The following is a 17,487-nucleotide window of genomic DNA, read 5'->3' on the forward strand; positions in this document are numbered from 1 at the left end:
TATGTATCCAATAAATAGCAGACTCTATGAAAAGAAAATAAAGGAGGTATAGAGAATCAATGTGGAGAAAGGCTATTTTAACTTTTACAGGATTGTGCGGAGCATGGTTTGGCTATACGTTATACCAGCGGGTTGGAGGCATTGTATCGTGGATGCCACAATGGTTGAGTGATGGGTCTTTACCGGGAATCGTTGTTTGGATGATGGCGGGAGCAGTGCTATTTATGGCTGGATGCTCATTCGCAGGGGCATCCGTGGCGAATCGATTGCAGCAGGGCATTGAAGGCTTGGTACGAATTCCGATGAACGAGATGATGGCAGGTGTGATTGGTTTAGCGGTGGGATTGATACTTTCCTTAGCAGTTTATCCGCTTTTTTCATGGTTGGGGGCCCCGGGTCAACTTATCCAGACGGCTGTTACCGTGATATGTGGATATGTGGGATTGATGGTTGGGCTAGAGAAGCGGGACGAGCTGTCATCCTTTTGGAGTTCTGGTTTTTTTGGTCGGGGAACGGGTGTAGAAGAACGCAAGCTGGAGGAGCATAAAATACTGGATACCAGCGTCATTATAGATGGGCGTATTGCAGATATTTGCAAGACAGGTTTTATTGAAGGAACGATTGTAATTCCTGAATTTGTGCTGGAGGAGCTTCAGCATATTGCAGATTCATCAGATTTGCTTAAGCGTAATCGTGGACGGCGGGGTTTGGATATTTTGAATAAAATCCAAAAAGAACTGGATGTGAATGTGCTCATTTACGAAGGTGATTTTGAGGAGATTTCAGAGGTCGACAGTAAGTTGGTCAAGCTGGCAAAGGTGTTACAGGGTAAAGTTGTAACTAATGATTTTAACCTGAATAAAGTATGCGAACTTCAAGGTGTATCGGTGCTGAATATTAACGATTTGGCGAATGCAGTGAAGCCTGTCGTACTGCCCGGCGAGGAAATTATGGTGCAGATTATTAAAGACGGCAAGGAGCATGGGCAGGGTGTAGCCTATCTGGATGATGGCACGATGATTGTTGTAGAAGGCGGGCGTGACTATATTGGCTCTCTGATGGAAGTGCTGGTCACGAGTGTACTTCAGACCTCAGCCGGCCGTATGATCTTTGCCAAACCGAAATTATTGGAAAAAGCTCAATAAACGCGGTATGATGAAGTAGATGTGTTATCATACGGATCGTCCAAGTGCGATCAGGGCAGGAGTTATTTGAATGAACAATCGGGTAGGAGTTGTCATTGTGGCAGCAGGGCGCGGCTCCCGTATGGGGACGCAGGAGAGCAAGCAATTTCTGCTTTTGCGGGACAAGCCCATCTTCATACATACACTTGAAATATTCGCAGCTATGCCCGAAGTGGATGAAATGGTGATGGTGACTGGGACAGGAGATGTGGAACGCTGCCGAGATTGGATTCATCAATACAAAATCGGTAAAAATGTACGGGTGGTGGCTGGTGGCAGTGAACGCCAGCATTCGGTTTATCGCGGTCTGCGCCACTTACAAGCGGATTGGGTGATGGTGCATGATGGTGTGCGTCCACTAATTCAACCTGAGCTTGTACGTTCATGCCTTGAGGCAGCCCAGCGTACTGGTGCTTCTGTAGCGGCAGTACCTGTAAAGGATACAGTCAAGCAAGTGAACGGGGATGGTATCATTACAGCAACGCCGGATCGCCGAAGTCTGTGGAGTATTCAAACGCCACAGACTTTTCGTCTTTCCGATCTGCTGCGAGCCTATGAGGAAGCGGAGCAGTCGGGCTTCTTGGGAACAGATGATTCTATGCTGATAGAGCGACTAGGAATTCCGGTTACTGTCGTTCAAGGCAGCTACAAGAACATCAAAATTACTACGCCTGAGGATTTGGATATGGCGGCATTATGGGTAAAAACAGAGGGAGAGGATATCAAGTGATCAGAGTGGGACAAGGATTTGACGTCCACCAGCTGGTGGAAGGAAGGCCATGCATCATCGGAGGTGTGAATATTCCGTATGAAAAAGGCTTGTTGGGCCATTCCGATGCAGACGTGCTGCTGCATGCCATTAGCGATGCCATCTTGGGCGCGCTTGGCTTGGGAGACATCGGGAAGCATTTTCCGGATAATGACCCAGAATTTAAGGATGCCGACAGTCTTAAGCTACTGGAGCATGTGTGGGGACTAGCTAAAGAGCGAGGATATCGCTTGGGGAATATTGATTCTACGATTATCGCACAAAAGCCCAAAATGGCATCTTATATTCCGCAGATGAATGAAGTCATCGCTCGGGCGCTGGAAGCAGAGGAGCTATCCCAGGTGAACGTCAAGGCGACCACGACAGAGCAACTCGGGTTTCCCGGCCGGGGTGAAGGAATCGCCGCTCAATCGGTTGTCTGTCTTATTAAGTAAATGCTATCATCTTGAGTAATTCAATTTGGAGGAGATTATATGAACACGGAAGTTCGTGTACGTTATGCACCAAGCCCTACAGGGCATCTGCACATTGGAAATGCCAGAACGGCATTATTTAATTATTTGTTTGCCCGCAATCAAGGTGGGAAATTTATTATTCGTATCGAAGACACAGATGTGAAGCGCAATATTGAGGGCGGAGAAGAAAGCCAACTTAAATATTTGAAATGGTTGGGTATGGACTGGGATGAGAGCGTAGACGTGGGAGGCGAGTTTGGACCTTATCGTCAGACTGAACGCTTGGACATATATAAAACGTACTGGCAGGATTTGCTGGACCGTGGTTTGGCTTACCGTTGTTACTGCACTGAAGAAGAGCTGGAGCGCGAGCGTGAAGAGCAGACGGCACGTGGGGAGACACCACGCTATTCTGGGAAACATCGTGATCTAACAGAAGAACAGTGCCAGGCATTTGAAGCAGAGGGCCGTGTACCAAGTATTCGTTTTCGCGTACCGGAAGATCGTGAATATACGTTTGACGATATCGTAAAAGGTCAAATTACGTTCAATTCCAAGGAAAGCGGCGATTTTGTTATCGTCAAAAAGGATGGTATTCCGACATATAACTTCGCAGTAGCAGTTGACGATTATTTAATGAAAATATCGCATGTACTACGGGGCGAAGACCATGTTTCCAATACACCGCGGCAGTTGATGATCTTTGAAGCTCTTGGCTGGGAGCCGCCACGCTTCGGTCATATGACGCTGATTGTAGGCGAGGATCACAAAAAGCTCAGTAAGCGTAACGAATCCATTATTCAGTTCATGGAGCAGTATGACAAGTTGGGCTATTTGCCAGAAGCTATATTCAACTTCATTGCACTGCTGGGCTGGTCCCCGGAAGGCGAAGAAGAAATCTATGATCGGGAACAACTGATTTCGATTTTCGATCCTAATCGTTTGTCCAAAAGTCCAGCTGTGTTTGATACAAATAAGCTTGCTTACCTGAACAATCACTATATTAAAAAGGCTGATCCTGAGCGAATTGCCAGCATGGCGATTCCACATCTCCAGGCAGCGGGACTGTTGCCGACTGAACTGTCTGCGGAACAACTGGATTGGGCTAAGGCCCTTGTTCGCTTATACCAGGAACAGATGACTTCTGCATCCGATATTGTAGCGTTGTCTGAGTTGTTTTTCCGTTCACATCTGGAACTGGATGCTGAAGCAGCAGCTGTATTGGCCGAAGAGCAGGTTCCTGAGGTACTTAGAGCTTTTGCAGGTAAAGTTGAAACGAGCGAGGAATTTACAGCTCCACAAATGGCTAAGCTGATCAAGGAAGTTCAAAAGGAAACTGGTTTTAAGGGAAAACAACTATTCATGCCGATTCGTGTGGCTCTTACAGGGCAAACGCATGGACGGGATCTGAATGAAACTATCTTTTTGCTCGGACGTGACAAGGTACTGGATCGTCTTAAGGCACAAATTAAAGGCTGATATTTCTTGTCAATTTGTTGTCTTTTCGCTATAATGACTCCATTGATATGGATTGATATTTACGTGTAAAGGCTGCGAACAGGAGAAGTACACTGCATATGGGCATCTGCCAGAGAGGACGGTCGAGGGGAAACCCCGGGCTGAGAGCCGTCCAGATGACCTGCGGAGGAAATGCGCCTGGGAGCCGTGCGCCCGAACTCTCATTAGCTCAAATGCTGATGTGACAAGGGCGTGCCGAGTCGTTCCCGTTACAGGACGCCAAAGACGGACTGCTTTGCTTTTTATGCAGCAGATATGTTCGAAGCAGAGTGGGACCACGTTCATGCGTCTCTGCAGCTTAGGCTGCGGAGGCGCTTTTTCTTTTTTATCAGACTCAGACTCATTATAGATAGAAAAATGTCGAAGAGTGCTGGTGGATGCGGAAATTGGCGGAACGTGAAGTGTTGTGATGATGCGGCAAGGATATGAAGGGAATAGGAGGGCGACATGTTCAGACATTTCAGATCCGACATTCAGACTGTTTTGGATAATGATCCGGCCGCCCGGAGTATGCTTGAGGTCATTTTTACGTATTCCGGCGTTCATGCCCTTTGGGCACACCGAATCGCACATTGGTTTTATTTGCGAAACTGGTGTACTCTAGCCCGTGTTATATCCCAGGTATCGAGGTTTATGACAGGCATTGAAATTCATCCTGGCGCTCGTATCGGAGATCGGCTGTTCATTGACCATGGCATGGGAGTTGTCATCGGTGAAACCTGTGAGATTGGCGACGATGTCGTATTGTATCAGGGGGTCACACTCGGCGGGACTGGGAAAGAGAAAGGGAAGCGCCATCCGACCATTGGAAATAATGTTGTTATCGGCTCTGGTGCGAAGATATTGGGCTCTTTTACGATTGGAGCACAGTCCAACATTGGCTCCAACTCGGTTGTGCTCAAAGAAGTCCCACCAAACAGTACGGTGGTAGGAATCCCGGGGCGAGTTGTCAGACAGGATGGTAGGCGTCCAGACCGACTTAGTCATCAGTTGCCTGATCCGGTTGTGGACTCTATGAGAGAACTTCAACGGGAAATAGAACGTTTGCGTGCAGAAATATCTGATTTGAAGGATGGGCCATCCGCTCAGAAACATCAGGTGACCCAAGAGAATAAATTAGAAAAATGATTTTCATGAGGGAGGAACATAACAATGCCGCTTCAAATTTATAATACAATGACGAGGAGTCGGGAGCCTTTTGTGCCACTGGAGCCTGGAAAGGTTAAAATGTATGTATGCGGACCTACCGTGTATGATTACATTCATATTGGCAATGCACGACCTGTAATTGTATTTGACGTGGTGCGCAGCTACCTGGAGTACTTGGGCTATGATGTAAACTATGTGGTGAATTTTACGGATGTTGATGATAAACTAATCCGCAAAGCTCGGGAACTTGATATGGATGTTTCGGCAGTTGCTGAGAAATTTATTGCTGCCTACCATGAGGATCTGGCAGGATTGAATGTTCCTACTGCCAGCATGAACCCTCGTGTAACAGAGAGCATGGACCTGATTATTGATTTTATTAAGGAATTGGTAGACAAAGGCTATGCTTATGAAAATGATGGCGATGTATTCTATCGGACCAAAAAGTTCAAAGATTACGGACAACTATCAGGTCAAAATCTGGAAGAGCTTCAGTTCGGAATTCGCATCAATGTGGATGAACGCAAGGAAAATGCCGAGGACTTTGTACTCTGGAAGGCAGCGAAGCTGGGTGAAATTCATTGGTCGAGTCCTTGGGGAGATGGACGACCAGGCTGGCATATCGAATGCTCTGCTATGGCTCGCCATTATTTGGGGGATACACTGGATATTCATGGGGGCGGACAGGATCTGCAATTTCCGCATCATGAATGTGAATGCGCACAATCTGAAGTGATTACGGGTAAGCCTTTATCTCGCTACTGGATGCATAACGGATATATTCGCATAGATAATGAAAAAATGTCGAAATCACTCGGTAATGGTATTTTGGTTAAAGATTTGCGCGCTCACCACAAGCCGGAGGCTTTACGTTATTTTATGTTGTCGACACATTACCGGAATCCGTTGAACTATAACCAAGAGACTATGAGTCAGGCGGAGAACAGTGTTGAGCGGATCGCCAATGCAGTTGCCAATGTGAAGCATCGTTTAGCTAATGCGCTGGAAGGTAATGGGGGAGTATCGACGGAACTGCAAACGAAGCTCGACGGAATTTTGCAGCAGTTTGGCGAAAAAATGAATGATGATTTTAATACACCTGATGCGATTACTGCTGTATTTGATTGGGTTAGCGAAGCAAACCATTTGTTGCAGCGAGATGTCGTACATCAGGCGGAACTACAAGCTGTATTGCATACCTTTCATTCGATGAATAGCGTACTTCGCATTTATTCGGAACCGAGTGAAGAGTTGCTGGATGACGAAATTGAGCAGTTAATTGCAGAACGTGTCGAAGCTCGTAAGACCAAAAACTGGGGTAGAGCTGACGAAATTCGTGATCTGTTGGCTGCAAAAGGCATTGTGCTTGAAGATACGGCGCAGGGGATGCGGTGGCGGCGAAAATGAGTGATAAGCCACTGAACTCAGGAGCATCGGAAGGTACGGGGAACTGGTTCCCGTACCCTGCATCCAAGCCAGCCCGTTTGATGCCCCCCATTGCACTAGCTTACATTGGTGATGCAGTGTACGAGGTAGCTGTCCGGCAATATTTGTTGGCTCAGCCTAACCTGCGTCCAAATCATCTGCATCGGCGAGCCACAGGGCTAGTCTCCGCCAAGGCGCAGAGTCGCATGTTGGGGCTATTGGAAAAGGTACTGACGGAAGAAGAACGCGATATTGTCCGACAAGGAAGAAATGCTAAATCAGGAAGTTTGCCCAAAAATGCTGATGTGCTTGAGTATCGGCATGCCACTGCACTGGAAGGGTTGATTGGATCTCTTTATTGTGATGGACATTTGGACAGATTAAGAGAGTTGATTACGTTCGGAATTGCACAAATGGAAAATACAGAAAAATTATAAATGGGAACGGACTGGATGGAACAAGCATCGTCCGTTTCCCGGGAGGAAGCTAGAGATGGAAGAAGAATGGATTGCCGGTAAGCATTCGGTAACGGAGGCATTGCGTTCAGGCAGAACGATAAATAAAATATGGATTGCGGATAATGCACAAAAACATTTGACGCTGCCGATTACAGCTGAGGCGAAAAAAGCAGGAATCATTGTCTTGCAGGTGGACAAGCGTAAGCTGGATCAAATGGTTCCGGGCATTCAGCATCAGGGAGTGGTCGCGCAAGCTGCGCCTTTTGCCTATGTTGAAGTGGAAGAATTGCTCGCCACTGCTCGTGATAAGGGAGAAGAGCCGTTTTTAATTTTGCTGGATGAGATTGAAGACCCTCATAATTTGGGCTCCATCCTTCGTACAGCGGACTGTACTGGAGCGCATGGTGTTATTGTGCCGAAAAGGCGTTCTGCAGCTGTAACTGTAACGGTGTCCAAAACATCGGCAGGTGCTGTGGAGTATGTCCCGGTGGCGCGTGTAAACAATCTGGGACAAACCATTGACCGTCTTAAAGAAGAAGGTGTATGGGTAGTTGGTACGGATGTTACAGCGACAGACCCTGTCTTTGGGAATGGAGTATTTACGGGACCGGTAGCCATTGTCATTGGTAACGAAAATAAAGGAATGGGCCGTTTGATCCGTGAGAAATGCGATGTACTCGTCAAGCTGCCAATGGCGGGGCAAATTAATTCCCTTAATGCTTCTGTAGCTGCAGGTGTTGTCATGTACGAAGTATTGCGCGGACGACAGGCACGGGGCTAACGATATGGCTGACATGCGGGATGTTCTGCTTGTGGACGGTTACAACATGATTGGAGCCTGGCCCGAACTTTCCGCACTGGTACAATCTGGTATGCAGGAAGCGAGGGACAGACTTCTTGAACGGCTGGCGGATCATCAGGCGTATTCCGGCAGAAGAGTCATCGTCGTATTTGATGCTTACAGGGTGCCAGGATTAGGTAAGACCTTTGCCCAGAGCAAAGTCCAAATTTATTTTACCAGAGAAAAAGAAACTGCTGATGAGTGCATCGAGCGATTGGTTCGGGAGCTGAGCAGTAAAAGAAGAAGTATTTACGTGGCCACAAGCGATCAGGTAGAGCAACATGTCGCATTTGGGCAAGGTGCACTCAGGGTGTCGGCGCGGGAATTACTGATCGAGATTGAGGAATCCGAAAGGGAAGTGCAGAAGCGAATCCAGCAGGATAGTGCCAAATTGTCCCGTAACTCGCTAGATGCCAAACTGAGTCCGGAGCTTCGAAAGTTGTTTGAACGATGGAGAAGAGAATAAACCAATAATTGGACCCTTCTCCATTTTGAAACCATTGACAATTTTGTTAGCGCTCTTCTTTTTTAGGTTGTTGTGGTTGACGGTATCAGGTTACATCGCGTATACTTGTCGTATATTTGAGAGAGTAACGGGTACCTTGCGTTGCAGCCGGAGGGATTGTTAGTGAGTGTGGACCTCAAGGATATCATGTTGTCAAAGTTTGATTACAAAAATGATGAAGACATTGTCGGAGCAGTCCATGAAGGTGATGGGGAAGCGCTGGAGTTTCTGATTAACAAATACCGGAACTTTGTGCGGGCCAAGGCCAGATCCTACTTCCTGATTGGTGCTGATCGCGAGGATATTATTCAGGAGGGCATGATTGGTCTCTACAAATCCATTCGTGATTTTAAGGGAGACAAGCTTGCTTCGTTCAAGGCTTTCGCCGAGTTGTGCATTACACGACAGATCATTACGGCAATTAAGACGGCTACACGACAAAAGCACATTCCTCTGAACTCTTACGTGTCTCTGGACAAGCCCATCTATGATGAAGAGTCAGACCGGACGTTGCTCGACGTGATTTGCGGAACACAAGTAAGTGACCCTGAAGAGCTGATAATCAATCAGGAAGAGTTTGTGGGCCTTGAGGACAAGATGTCCGAGATTCTGAGCGAGCTGGAACGCAAGGTACTTATGTTGTATCTAGACGGACGTTCGTATCAGGAGATTGCAGAAGATCTTGACCGCCATGTGAAATCCATTGATAACGCGCTGCAACGGGTCAAGCGTAAACTTGAAAAGTATCTGGAAGTAAGAGATAGTTGAAAGTAGAGGCTGACAGGGAAAAGGCTCGAGTCCGAGTCTTTTTTTATTCGTTATAGGTAGATTATGCAGGTTTATAAGTGTTACAAATGATTTATACTAAAAAAGATGAATAATAGATATCGCCTTGATTTTTGGAGCAGCTTTTCAGAGAACAGTTTTAAAGGATCCACAGATGTTAAAATGCACCACAGCCGGGACTGCGAATTGTATGTAAACATTCGTTGACATGGAAAACCCCGTGTGATAAAGTGTTTTAGGTAGGCCTAAATTCGCGGTTTTTTTTAGGATCAATTATGAGACTTCCGGTGTTGGATGTCTTCGGGAGGTGCACATCATGCGGGTAATTATTACTTTGGCTTGTACAACATGCAAACAAAGAAATTACACAACGACGAAAAACAAGCGTAATCACCCCGACCGCATGGAGATGAAGAAATTCTGTAAGTCCTGTAACGAACAGACTTCTCATCGGGAAACCAGATAGTTTTTGGAGGTGTAGTCGGCGTGAAACGCAGTTTCAAGTCTCTGTTTTCCTTTTTCTCTGAAAGCTGGGCTGAACTCAAGAAGGTTCGCTGGCCCAATCGTAAAGAACTGACCAACTATACGCTGATTGTCATAGGGACAATTGCGTTCGTCACGATTTATTTTTGGGTTCTCGATATCGGCATTTCCGCTGTGATCGAAGCGATTATCTAGGAAGGGTTCCAGGTGGCTTGATATGGAAAAAAGATGGTACGTCGTTCATACCTATTCAGGGTATGAGAACAAAGTCAAAGCCAATTTGGAAAAACGCGTTGAGTCCATGGGCATGGAAGACAAGATATTCCGTGTTCTTGTTCCTATGGAAGAAGAACTGGTAACCAAGGACGGTAAGAAAAAAACCGTTATGCGTAAAGTCTACCCTGGTTATGTCTTAGTCGAAATGGTCCAAACCGACGACTCTTGGTATGTTGTACGCAACACACCAGGTGTTACGGGATTTGTAGGGTCGACAGGCTCGGGTTCCAAACCGACGCCATTGCTTCCAGAAGAAGTTGAACAGATTCTGAAGCATATGGGCATGGTAGAGCCGAAACCGAAGATTGAATTCGATGTTAAGGAATCCGTGCGAATTAAAGTTGGTCCTTTTGCGAATTTTGTGGGCTCCGTGGAAGAAATTTTGGTTGAGAAGAGCAAGCTTAAGGTTCACGTCAACATGTTTGGACGGGAAACCCCGCTTGAGTTAGATTATACTCAAGTGGAGAAAATATAGATTTTTCTTACAGGTTTCTTGTGGGAGGATCGATAGGTCCGTCTACCACTATTGAGTCAAGGAGGTGTCATCCATGGCAAAAAAGGTAATTAAAATGGTAAAACTGCAGATTCCTGCAGGGAAAGCTAATCCAGCGCCTCCAGTAGGTCCAGCTTTGGGTCAAGCAGGTGTCAACATCATGGCATTCTGTAAAGAGTTCAATGCTCGTACTGCTGATCAAGCAGGCCTGATTATTCCGGTTGAAATTTCGGTATTTGAGGATCGTTCTTTTACGTTCATCACCAAAACTCCACCGGCTGCTGTTCTGTTGAAAGTTGCTGCTAAAATCGAAAAAGGTTCCGGTGAACCGAATAAAACGAAAGTTGCAACTGTAAATCGCGCTGCTGTTCGTCAAATTGCAGAGCAAAAAATGCCTGACCTTAACGCAGCTTCCGTAGAATCGGCAATGCGTATGGTTGAAGGTACTGCTCGCAGCATGGGTATCACCATCGTAGATTAATTTTATTAATCTACGTGTGCCGGCAGTTTGACTGTCCGGCAAGTGTGGGAGGAATATCCGCTAATACCACATAAGGAGGAAAACATTATGGCTAAACATGGTAAGAAGTACCTGGAAGCTGCTAAGCTGATTGACAGCGAAGCAACTTACGAGCCTTTAGAAGCCGTTGAACTGGTGAAAAAGGCAGCGACTGCTAAATTCGACGAAACCGTTGAAGCGGCAGTTCGTCTGGGCGTAGATTCCCGTAAACAAGACCAGGCTGTTCGTGGTGTTGTTGTCCTGCCGCATGGTACGGGTAAAACACAACGCGTTCTGGTATTTGCAAAAGGTGACAAAGTGAAAGAAGCGGAAGCGGCTGGCGCTGATTTTGTTGGTGATCAAGATATGATCAACAAAATCCAACAAGGCTGGTTCGAATTCGACGTCTGCGTTGCGACACCTGATATGATGAGTGAGGTTGGTAAACTGGGTCGTTTGCTCGGTGGTAAAGGTTTGATGCCTAACCCTAAAGCAGGCACAGTTACTTTCGACGTTGCCAAGGCTGTTCAAGAAATTAAAGCCGGTAAAATCGAATACCGTCTCGACAAAGCCGGTCAAATTCATGCGCCAATCGGCAAAGCTTCCTTCAGTGCTGAACAGCTGAACGAGAACCTTAAAGCCTTGGTTGAAGCCTTGAACCGTGCGAAGCCAGCGGCTGCTAAAGGTGTATACCTGAAAAACATCGCTATTTCTTCGACTATGGGACCAAGTGCACGTGTGAACGCATCTGTTTACAGATAATATTTTGATTGACACACTCAATCAAATTTGTTATTCTATAAAAGTTGTGAGTCCTTGTGACTGACCATTAAAGTTGAATATGCTTACCGTAGACAGTAGGTGCCTTCGGGCTTAATTTCCTACCGAGGTGTTATGATAGAACGTTTCATGTGACGGGCTTGTCCCGTCCATGTAGATTTATCAAGCCTTCGTACTCTACGGAGGCTTTTTTCATGCTTATGAAAGCAAGCTTTGTAAGATCACCAGATCGGGTGCTTCGAACAAAGCGGATAAATTGATCAGGAGGTGTACAGTTTGGCAAATGCAAAGGTGATTCAAGCAAAACAAGAAGCTGTTGAAGTTGTAGCTGCGAAATTGCGCGAGAGCGTAACAACTGTGGTTGCAGACTATCGCGGTCTGAATGTTGCCCAAGTAACTGAGCTGCGTAAGCAGCTTCGCGAAGCCGGAATCGAATTTCAAGTGCTGAAAAACACACTGCTCCGCCGTGCAACTGCGGCAGCAGAATTGACTGAACTGGACGCAGTATTGACAGGTCCTACTGCAATCGCGTTCGGCAAAGATGATGCAGTGTCTGCAGCTAAAATCTTGAACGATTTCGCTAAGAAGAACAATGCACTGGAACTGAAAGGTGCAGTTGTAGAAGGTCGCGTTATCGGTGTTGAGGAAATCAAAGCACTGGCAGAACTGCCATCCCGCGAAGGTCTCCTTTCCATGCTCCTCAGCGTGCTTCAAGCTCCTGTACGCAACTTCGCGCTTGCAGTTAAAGCTGTTGCAGAAAAAGAAGAGCAAAGCGCATGAGTTAGGGATTAAACCTGCTGTATAGTAGTTGAGAACAAAAAAATACGAATTTAAATGGAGGTTCAACCATGAGTAAAGAGCAAATCTTGGAAGCGATTAAAGGTATGTCCGTATTGGAACTGAACGATCTCGTGAAAGCAATCGAAGAAGAATTCGGCGTAACTGCAGCAGCTCCAGTAGCTGTAGCAGGTGGCGCAGCAGGTGGCGCAGCAGAAGCTGAGCAATCCGAGTTCGACGTAATCTTGACAAGCGCTGGCGCTTCCAAAATCAACGTTATCAAAGCAGTTCGCGAAATCACAGGTCTTGGCCTGAAAGAAGCAAAAGAACTGGTTGACAACGCTCCAAAACCACTGAAAGAAAAAATCGCTAAAGAAGAAGCTGAATCCATTAAAGCAAAATTGGAAGAAGCAGGCGCTTCTGTAGAAGTAAAATAATTGACTGCTTTCTAGCAGACAATGAACTAAAACAAACCCCTTGAGGTGATCTTCAAGGGGTTTGTTGCTGTAAAACGGTAGTACCAGCATGTCTGAAAGGTTATTGTAAAGGCTATGATGGTAGTACAACCGAAAGAGGTGGGCATGAATGGCTGATCATTATTACTCCAAGCGGCCAGAGACGGCGCATGAACGACGGAGCCTGGAAACAGTGCTTCGGGGGCGGTCATACCGTTTTGCCAGCGATTCAGGCGTTTTTTCGAAGCAGGGAATTGATTACGGGAGTCGTGTGCTGATTGAAGCGATGCAGCTTCCTGCACAAGCTTCGGTATTGGATGTAGGATGCGGTTATGGGCCGATCGGTTTGGCGGCAGCTGCACTTGTCCCCGAGGGACACGTCACAATGGTTGATATTAATGAGCGAGCCGTTCAACTAGCGATAGAGAATGCGGAACGTAATGGGGTTAAGAATGTCACCATTAAGCAAAGCGATTTGTTTGCGGAAGTGAAGAATGAACGTTTTGACGTGATCTTGACGAATCCTCCTATACGTGCAGGAAAAGAAACAGTGCATACCATTTTTGAGCTTGCTTATGAGCATTTAAAAGAGGGTGGAGCTTTGTGGGTAGTCATTCAGAAAAAGCAGGGGGCCCCTTCGGCGAGTGCTAAGATAGAGAGCCTTTTCGGTTATGTAGAGGAAGTTACAAAGGATAAAGGTTATCGAATTTTGAAGGCTGAAAAAAGTTTTTAAGAAAATGCAATAGGACCATTGACTTGAATCCTGGTCTGTGATATTATTATAAAATGTCAGTATTAGGATGCCCTCCATGGCTTTAGTTTGTTGAAATGTCAATAGATTTATGCGTAGTAGGTATAGTATTTATCTCTATTACGTATAATACAACCATTTTGGGCAAATCTACAAGTGATGAAGATCTTCCGGTAAGAGGATTCTGCAGATACGTTGCTCTTTTTTCGAATGCATTCGAGTAAGGGCTTTTCTGTATTTGTAAGATTGAATCTTCTGTATGTGTCTTATTATAAGGTCACAAACAGAGGTTCGCAATGTATTTTTAAAGTGAGTAGACATGAGGGGTGAGTTTAAGTTGGCAGGACATCTTGTTCAATATGGTCGACGCACTCGGCGCAGTTATGCACGTATTAATGAGGTACTCGAGGTTCCGAACCTGATTGAGATCCAACAAAAATCCTATGATTGGTTTTTGGAGGAAGGATTACGGGAAATGTTTCGGGATATTTCGCCAATTCAGGATTTCACTGGAAACCTGATTCTGGAGTTTATCGACTATTCTCTCGGAGAACCCAAATATACCGTTGACGACGCAAAGGAACGCGACGTTACGTATGCAGCACCGCTTCGGGTAAAAGTCCGGCTTATTAATAAAGAAACCGGGGAAGTGAAAGAGCAGGAAGTATTCATGGGAGACTTCCCGCTGATGACTGAAACGGGTACGTTTATTATTAACGGTGCGGAACGGGTTATTGTCAGCCAGTTGGTTCGCTCTCCCAGCGTCTATTTCAGCACAAAAGTCGACAAGAATGCGAAAACAACATACACCGCAACGGTAATTCCTAACCGGGGGGCTTGGCTCGAACTGGAGATGGATGCGAAGGATATTATCTATGTCCGGATTGACCGTACCCGTAAAATTCCGGTTACGGTGTTGCTGCGTGCGCTGGGCTTTGGCACTGATGCTGAGATTCTGGATTTGCTCGGCAATGACGAATATATCCGCAACACACTTGATAAAGACAACACGGATTCCACCGAGAAAGCGCTGATTGAAATTTATGAGCGTCTTCGTCCGGGTGAGCCGCCTACACTGGATAACGCAAAGAGCTTGCTGGTTGCGCGCTTCTTTGATCCAAAACGTTATGATCTGGCCAACGTAGGCCGTTACAAAATCAATAAAAAGCTTCACATCAAAAATCGTCTGTTCAATCAACGACTTGCTGAGACTTTGATTGATACAACAACTGGTGAAATCATCGCTGAAGCCGGACAAATGGTAGATCGCCGCCTGTTGGACGAGATTTTGGCCCAACTGGAGGAATCAGTAGGACATCGTACGTATCATGTTGCGAGTGGTGTGCTAGAAAGCAATGATATTCCACTTCAAACGATCGATGTATTCTCACCAATTGAGGATGGTAAAGTAGTAAAACTGATTGCTAACGGAAATATTGATAAATCGGTTAAGAATATTACGCCTGCCGATATTATTTCCTCCATCAGTTATTTTATTAACTTGCTTCACGGAATCGGAAGTACGGACGATATTGACCATTTGGGTAACCGTCGTTTACGTTCTGTAGGTGAGTTGCTCCAAAACCAGTTCCGTATTGGTTTGTCCCGTATGGAACGTGTAGTGCGTGAAAGAATGTCGATTCAGGATGCTAATGTAATTACGCCACAAGCGCTGATTAACATACGTCCGGTAATTGCTTCGATTAAAGAGTTCTTTGGTAGCTCGCAGCTGTCCCAGTTCATGGATCAGACGAATCCGCTTGCTGAATTAACGCACAAACGTCGTCTGTCTGCACTCGGACCCGGCGGTTTGACGCGCGAACGCGCGGGTATGGAAGTACGTGACGTCCATCCGAGTCACTACGGCCGCATGTGTCCTATCGAGACACCAGAGGGACCAAACATTGGTTTGATCAACTCTTTGTCCACTTTTGCACGCATCAACGAGTACGGATTTATCGAAGCACCTTATCGTTGGGTAGATCCAAAAACCGGAAAAGTTACAGAGCAGATTGATTACCTGACTGCTGATGAAGAAGATAACTACATCGTAGCTCAGGCGAATGCGGAATTGACGGAGGAAAACACCTTTAAGGATGAGGTCGTCATTGTCCGTTATAACAAACAGTCTGATAACATTATTCCGATGGCTAGTAGCCGTGTCGATTACATGGACGTATCGCCTAAACAGGTCGTATCGGTCGCGACTGCATTGATTCCGTTTCTGGAGAATGATGACTCTAACCGCGCATTGATGGGTTCCAACATGCAGCGTCAGGCTGTCCCACTTCTGATTCCGAAGTCTCCATTGGTCGGAACAGGAATGGAGCACAAGTCTGCAAAAGATTCTGGTGTTTGCGTTGTATCCAAATACAACGGAGTTATCGAACGTTCTTCGGCCAACGAAATTTGGTTGCGTCGTATCGAAACTGTAGATGGCGCTGAAGTAAAGGGCGACATTGTTAAGTATAAATTACACAAATTTATGCGATCTAACCAAGGAACTTGCATCAACCAACGTCCGATTGTGAACAGAGGAGATATTGTCAAAGTTGGCGATATTCTTGCGGATGGTCCATCTACAGAGATGGGTGAGTTGGCGTTGGGACGTAACGTTGTCGTTGCCTTCATGACTTGGGAAGGTTACAACTACGAGGATGCAATCCTGCTGAGTGAGAAACTGGTTAAGGAAGATGTATACACCTCGATCCATATTGAGGAATACGAATCCGAGGCTCGTGACACGAAGCTTGGACCTGAAGAAATCACTCGCGACATTCCAAATGTCGGTGAAGAAGCGCTTCGCAACTTGGATGAGCGTGGAATCATTCGTATTGGTGCCGAAATCGGCGCAGGTGACATTCTCGTTGGTAAAGTAACACCTAAAGGTGTGACTGAATTGACAGCTGAAGAACGTCTCTTACACGCAATCTTTGGTGAGAAGGCACGCGAGGTTCGCGATACTTCTTTGAGAGTTCCTCACGGAACAGACGGGATTGTTGTAGATGTTAAGGTGTTTACACGTGAAAATGGTGATGAACTGCCACCAGGTGTAAATCAGTTGGTTCGTGTATATATTGCTCAAAAACGTAAAATCTCCGAAGGCGATAAAATGGCTGGACGTCACGGTAACAAGGGTGTCGTTGCTCGTATTTTGCCTGAAGAAGATATGCCGTTCCTGCCGGATGGCACACCAGTACAGGTCGTTCTGAACCCGCTGGGCGTACCTTCACGGATGAACATCGGACAGGTGCTTGAAGTCCATTTGGGTATGGCTGCAATGCGTCTTGGTATTCATGTGGCAACTCCAGTATTCGATGGTGCCAAGGAGTATGACGTATTCGATACAATGGAAGAGGCAGGCATGCAGCGTAATGGTAAGACTGTGTTGTATGACGGACGTACGGGTGATCGTTTTGAACGTGAAGTTACTGTCGGTGTCATGCACATGATCAAACTGGCGCACATGGTCGATGATAAAATCCATGCTCGTTCTACAGGTCCTTACTCTCTCGTTACGCAACAACCATTGGGTGGTAAAGCTCAATTCGGTGGACAGCGTTTCGGGGAGATGGAAGTATGGGCATTGGAAGCCTACGGCGCGGCGTACACGCTTCAGGAAATTTTGACTGTGAAATCCGATGATGTGGTTGGGCGTGTTAAAACTTACGAATCCATTGTCAAAGGTGAAAATGTACCTGAACCGGGTGTTCCAGAATCATTTAAGGTCCTGATCAAAGAGCTGCAAAGCTTGGGTATGGACGTGAAGATTCTGTCTGAAGACGAACAAGAGATCGAAATGAGAGAGCTTGATGATGAGGATGACACAACCGGCGATAAGCTGAGTTTGAATCTGGAAGGCTCTGAGGTTGGCGTAGAGTAG

At 46.2% G+C, this 17,487-nt stretch carries 19 protein-coding genes and 1 other annotated feature; all 19 genes read left to right on the forward strand.

From position 1 onward, the window contains the following. Positions 1 to 59: 59 nt before the first annotated feature. The 19 genes from ACQW03_RS14380 to rpoB all read left to right on the forward strand — a co-directional run bounded on the left by ACQW03_RS14380 (position 60) and on the right by rpoB (position 17,487). On the forward strand, positions 60 to 1,145 hold the full coding sequence (locus ACQW03_RS14380) for a PIN/TRAM domain-containing protein (protein ID WP_013312181.1): 1,086 nt from the start codon (positions 60 to 62) through the stop codon (positions 1,143 to 1,145). A 70-nt stretch (positions 1,146 to 1,215) separates the two neighbouring features. After that, positions 1,216 to 1,914, forward strand: a complete 699-nt coding sequence (ispD, locus tag ACQW03_RS14385; RefSeq protein WP_053326187.1) for a 2-C-methyl-D-erythritol 4-phosphate cytidylyltransferase — start codon at positions 1,216 to 1,218, stop codon at positions 1,912 to 1,914. Continuing rightward, complete coding sequence (gene ispF, locus ACQW03_RS14390) at positions 1,911 to 2,387, forward strand: 2-C-methyl-D-erythritol 2,4-cyclodiphosphate synthase (protein ID WP_025723806.1); 477 nt, start codon at positions 1,911 to 1,913, stop codon at positions 2,385 to 2,387. Before ispD ends, ispF begins: the two co-directional genes overlap by 4 nt. 39 nt (positions 2,388 to 2,426) lie before the next feature. Beyond that, on the forward strand, positions 2,427 to 3,887 hold the full coding sequence (gene gltX, locus ACQW03_RS14395; protein WP_076294715.1) for a glutamate--tRNA ligase: 1,461 nt from the start codon (positions 2,427 to 2,429) through the stop codon (positions 3,885 to 3,887). 486 nt (positions 3,888 to 4,373) lie between these two features. Next, positions 4,374 to 5,054, forward strand: a complete 681-nt coding sequence (cysE, locus tag ACQW03_RS14400; protein ID WP_076294716.1) for a serine O-acetyltransferase — start codon at positions 4,374 to 4,376, stop codon at positions 5,052 to 5,054. A gap of 24 nt (positions 5,055 to 5,078) precedes the next feature. Further along, on the forward strand, positions 5,079 to 6,482 hold the full coding sequence (cysS, locus tag ACQW03_RS14405) for a cysteine--tRNA ligase (RefSeq protein ID WP_441950287.1): 1,404 nt from the start codon (positions 5,079 to 5,081) through the stop codon (positions 6,480 to 6,482). Further along, on the forward strand, positions 6,479 to 6,937 hold the full coding sequence (locus ACQW03_RS14410; RefSeq protein WP_104495561.1) for a Mini-ribonuclease 3: 459 nt from the start codon (positions 6,479 to 6,481) through the stop codon (positions 6,935 to 6,937). The genes cysS and ACQW03_RS14410 overlap by 4 nt, the downstream gene beginning before the upstream one ends. A gap of 55 nt (positions 6,938 to 6,992) precedes the next feature. Further along, complete coding sequence (gene rlmB / locus ACQW03_RS14415) at positions 6,993 to 7,739, forward strand: 23S rRNA (guanosine(2251)-2'-O)-methyltransferase RlmB (RefSeq protein WP_013312173.1); 747 nt, start codon at positions 6,993 to 6,995, stop codon at positions 7,737 to 7,739. A gap of 4 nt (positions 7,740 to 7,743) precedes the next feature. After that, positions 7,744 to 8,265, forward strand: coding sequence for an NYN domain-containing protein (locus ACQW03_RS14420; protein ID WP_023990563.1), 522 nt, complete (start codon positions 7,744 to 7,746; stop codon positions 8,263 to 8,265). Positions 8,266 to 8,427: 162 nt separating this feature from the next. Further along, positions 8,428 to 9,072, forward strand: coding sequence for an RNA polymerase sporulation sigma factor SigH (sigH, locus tag ACQW03_RS14425; protein WP_016324748.1), 645 nt, complete (start codon positions 8,428 to 8,430; stop codon positions 9,070 to 9,072). Between the two features lie 334 nt (positions 9,073 to 9,406). Next, positions 9,407 to 9,556, forward strand: coding sequence for a 50S ribosomal protein L33 (gene rpmG, locus ACQW03_RS14430; protein ID WP_023990562.1), 150 nt, complete (start codon positions 9,407 to 9,409; stop codon positions 9,554 to 9,556). A 20-nt stretch (positions 9,557 to 9,576) separates the two neighbouring features. After that, positions 9,577 to 9,768 carry a preprotein translocase subunit SecE gene (secE, locus tag ACQW03_RS14435; protein WP_013312170.1) on the forward strand — a complete coding sequence of 64 codons (192 nt, stop codon included), beginning with the start codon at positions 9,577 to 9,579 and terminating at the stop codon, positions 9,766 to 9,768. 22 nt (positions 9,769 to 9,790) lie between these two features. Further along, complete coding sequence (nusG, locus tag ACQW03_RS14440) at positions 9,791 to 10,324, forward strand: transcription termination/antitermination protein NusG (RefSeq protein ID WP_007432596.1); 534 nt, start codon at positions 9,791 to 9,793, stop codon at positions 10,322 to 10,324. Positions 10,325 to 10,397: 73 nt separating this feature from the next. Next, positions 10,398 to 10,823 carry a 50S ribosomal protein L11 gene (gene rplK, locus ACQW03_RS14445; RefSeq protein WP_007432595.1) on the forward strand — a complete coding sequence of 142 codons (426 nt, stop codon included), beginning with the start codon at positions 10,398 to 10,400 and terminating at the stop codon, positions 10,821 to 10,823. A gap of 87 nt (positions 10,824 to 10,910) precedes the next feature. Continuing rightward, a complete protein-coding gene (gene rplA, locus ACQW03_RS14450) occupies positions 10,911 to 11,603 on the forward strand; it encodes a 50S ribosomal protein L1 (RefSeq protein WP_013312169.1) in 693 nt (230 codons plus the stop codon). A gap of 68 nt (positions 11,604 to 11,671) precedes the next feature. After that, positions 11,672 to 11,823 (forward strand) — a sequence feature (ribosomal protein L10 leader region). A 74-nt stretch (positions 11,824 to 11,897) separates the two neighbouring features. Beyond that, positions 11,898 to 12,401 carry a 50S ribosomal protein L10 gene (rplJ, locus tag ACQW03_RS14455; protein ID WP_013312168.1) on the forward strand — a complete coding sequence of 168 codons (504 nt, stop codon included), beginning with the start codon at positions 11,898 to 11,900 and terminating at the stop codon, positions 12,399 to 12,401. Positions 12,402 to 12,469: 68 nt separating this feature from the next. Beyond that, positions 12,470 to 12,835, forward strand: coding sequence for a 50S ribosomal protein L7/L12 (rplL, locus tag ACQW03_RS14460; RefSeq protein WP_010348819.1), 366 nt, complete (start codon positions 12,470 to 12,472; stop codon positions 12,833 to 12,835). 148 nt (positions 12,836 to 12,983) lie between these two features. After that, a complete protein-coding gene (locus tag ACQW03_RS14465) occupies positions 12,984 to 13,586 on the forward strand; it encodes a class I SAM-dependent methyltransferase (protein WP_076294719.1) in 603 nt (200 codons plus the stop codon). Between the two features lie 355 nt (positions 13,587 to 13,941). Continuing rightward, on the forward strand, positions 13,942 to 17,487 hold the full coding sequence (gene rpoB / locus ACQW03_RS14470) for a DNA-directed RNA polymerase subunit beta (protein ID WP_028542620.1): 3,546 nt from the start codon (positions 13,942 to 13,944) through the stop codon (positions 17,485 to 17,487).

The organism is Paenibacillus sp. DRB1-1 (genome assembly GCF_052119485.1).
In the GTDB taxonomy this organism is placed as follows: domain Bacteria; phylum Bacillota; class Bacilli; order Paenibacillales; family Paenibacillaceae; genus Paenibacillus; species Paenibacillus polymyxa_B.

Excerpts from the sequence above, each read along its gene's own strand:
- ACQW03_RS14380 (WP_013312181.1), top strand. The coding sequence starts at position 60 with ATGTGGAGAAAGGCTATTTTAACTTTTACAGGATTGTGCGGAGCATGG.
- ispD (WP_053326187.1), top strand. The coding sequence starts at position 1,216 with ATGAACAATCGGGTAGGAGTTGTCATTGTGGCAGCAGGGCGCGGCTCC.
- gltX (WP_076294715.1), top strand. The coding sequence starts at position 2,427 with ATGAACACGGAAGTTCGTGTACGTTATGCACCAAGCCCTACAGGGCAT.
- cysE (WP_076294716.1), top strand. The coding sequence starts at position 4,374 with ATGTTCAGACATTTCAGATCCGACATTCAGACTGTTTTGGATAATGAT.
- cysS (WP_441950287.1), top strand. The coding sequence starts at position 5,079 with ATGCCGCTTCAAATTTATAATACAATGACGAGGAGTCGGGAGCCTTTT.
- ACQW03_RS14410 (WP_104495561.1), top strand. The coding sequence starts at position 6,479 with ATGAGTGATAAGCCACTGAACTCAGGAGCATCGGAAGGTACGGGGAAC.
- rlmB (WP_013312173.1), top strand. The coding sequence starts at position 6,993 with ATGGAAGAAGAATGGATTGCCGGTAAGCATTCGGTAACGGAGGCATTG.
- ACQW03_RS14420 (WP_023990563.1), top strand. The coding sequence starts at position 7,744 with ATGGCTGACATGCGGGATGTTCTGCTTGTGGACGGTTACAACATGATT.
- rpmG (WP_023990562.1), top strand. The coding sequence starts at position 9,407 with ATGCGGGTAATTATTACTTTGGCTTGTACAACATGCAAACAAAGAAAT.
- nusG (WP_007432596.1), top strand. The coding sequence starts at position 9,791 with ATGGAAAAAAGATGGTACGTCGTTCATACCTATTCAGGGTATGAGAAC.
- rplK (WP_007432595.1), top strand. The coding sequence starts at position 10,398 with ATGGCAAAAAAGGTAATTAAAATGGTAAAACTGCAGATTCCTGCAGGG.
- rplA (WP_013312169.1), top strand. The coding sequence starts at position 10,911 with ATGGCTAAACATGGTAAGAAGTACCTGGAAGCTGCTAAGCTGATTGAC.
- rplL (WP_010348819.1), top strand. The coding sequence starts at position 12,470 with ATGAGTAAAGAGCAAATCTTGGAAGCGATTAAAGGTATGTCCGTATTG.
- ACQW03_RS14465 (WP_076294719.1), top strand. The coding sequence starts at position 12,984 with ATGGCTGATCATTATTACTCCAAGCGGCCAGAGACGGCGCATGAACGA.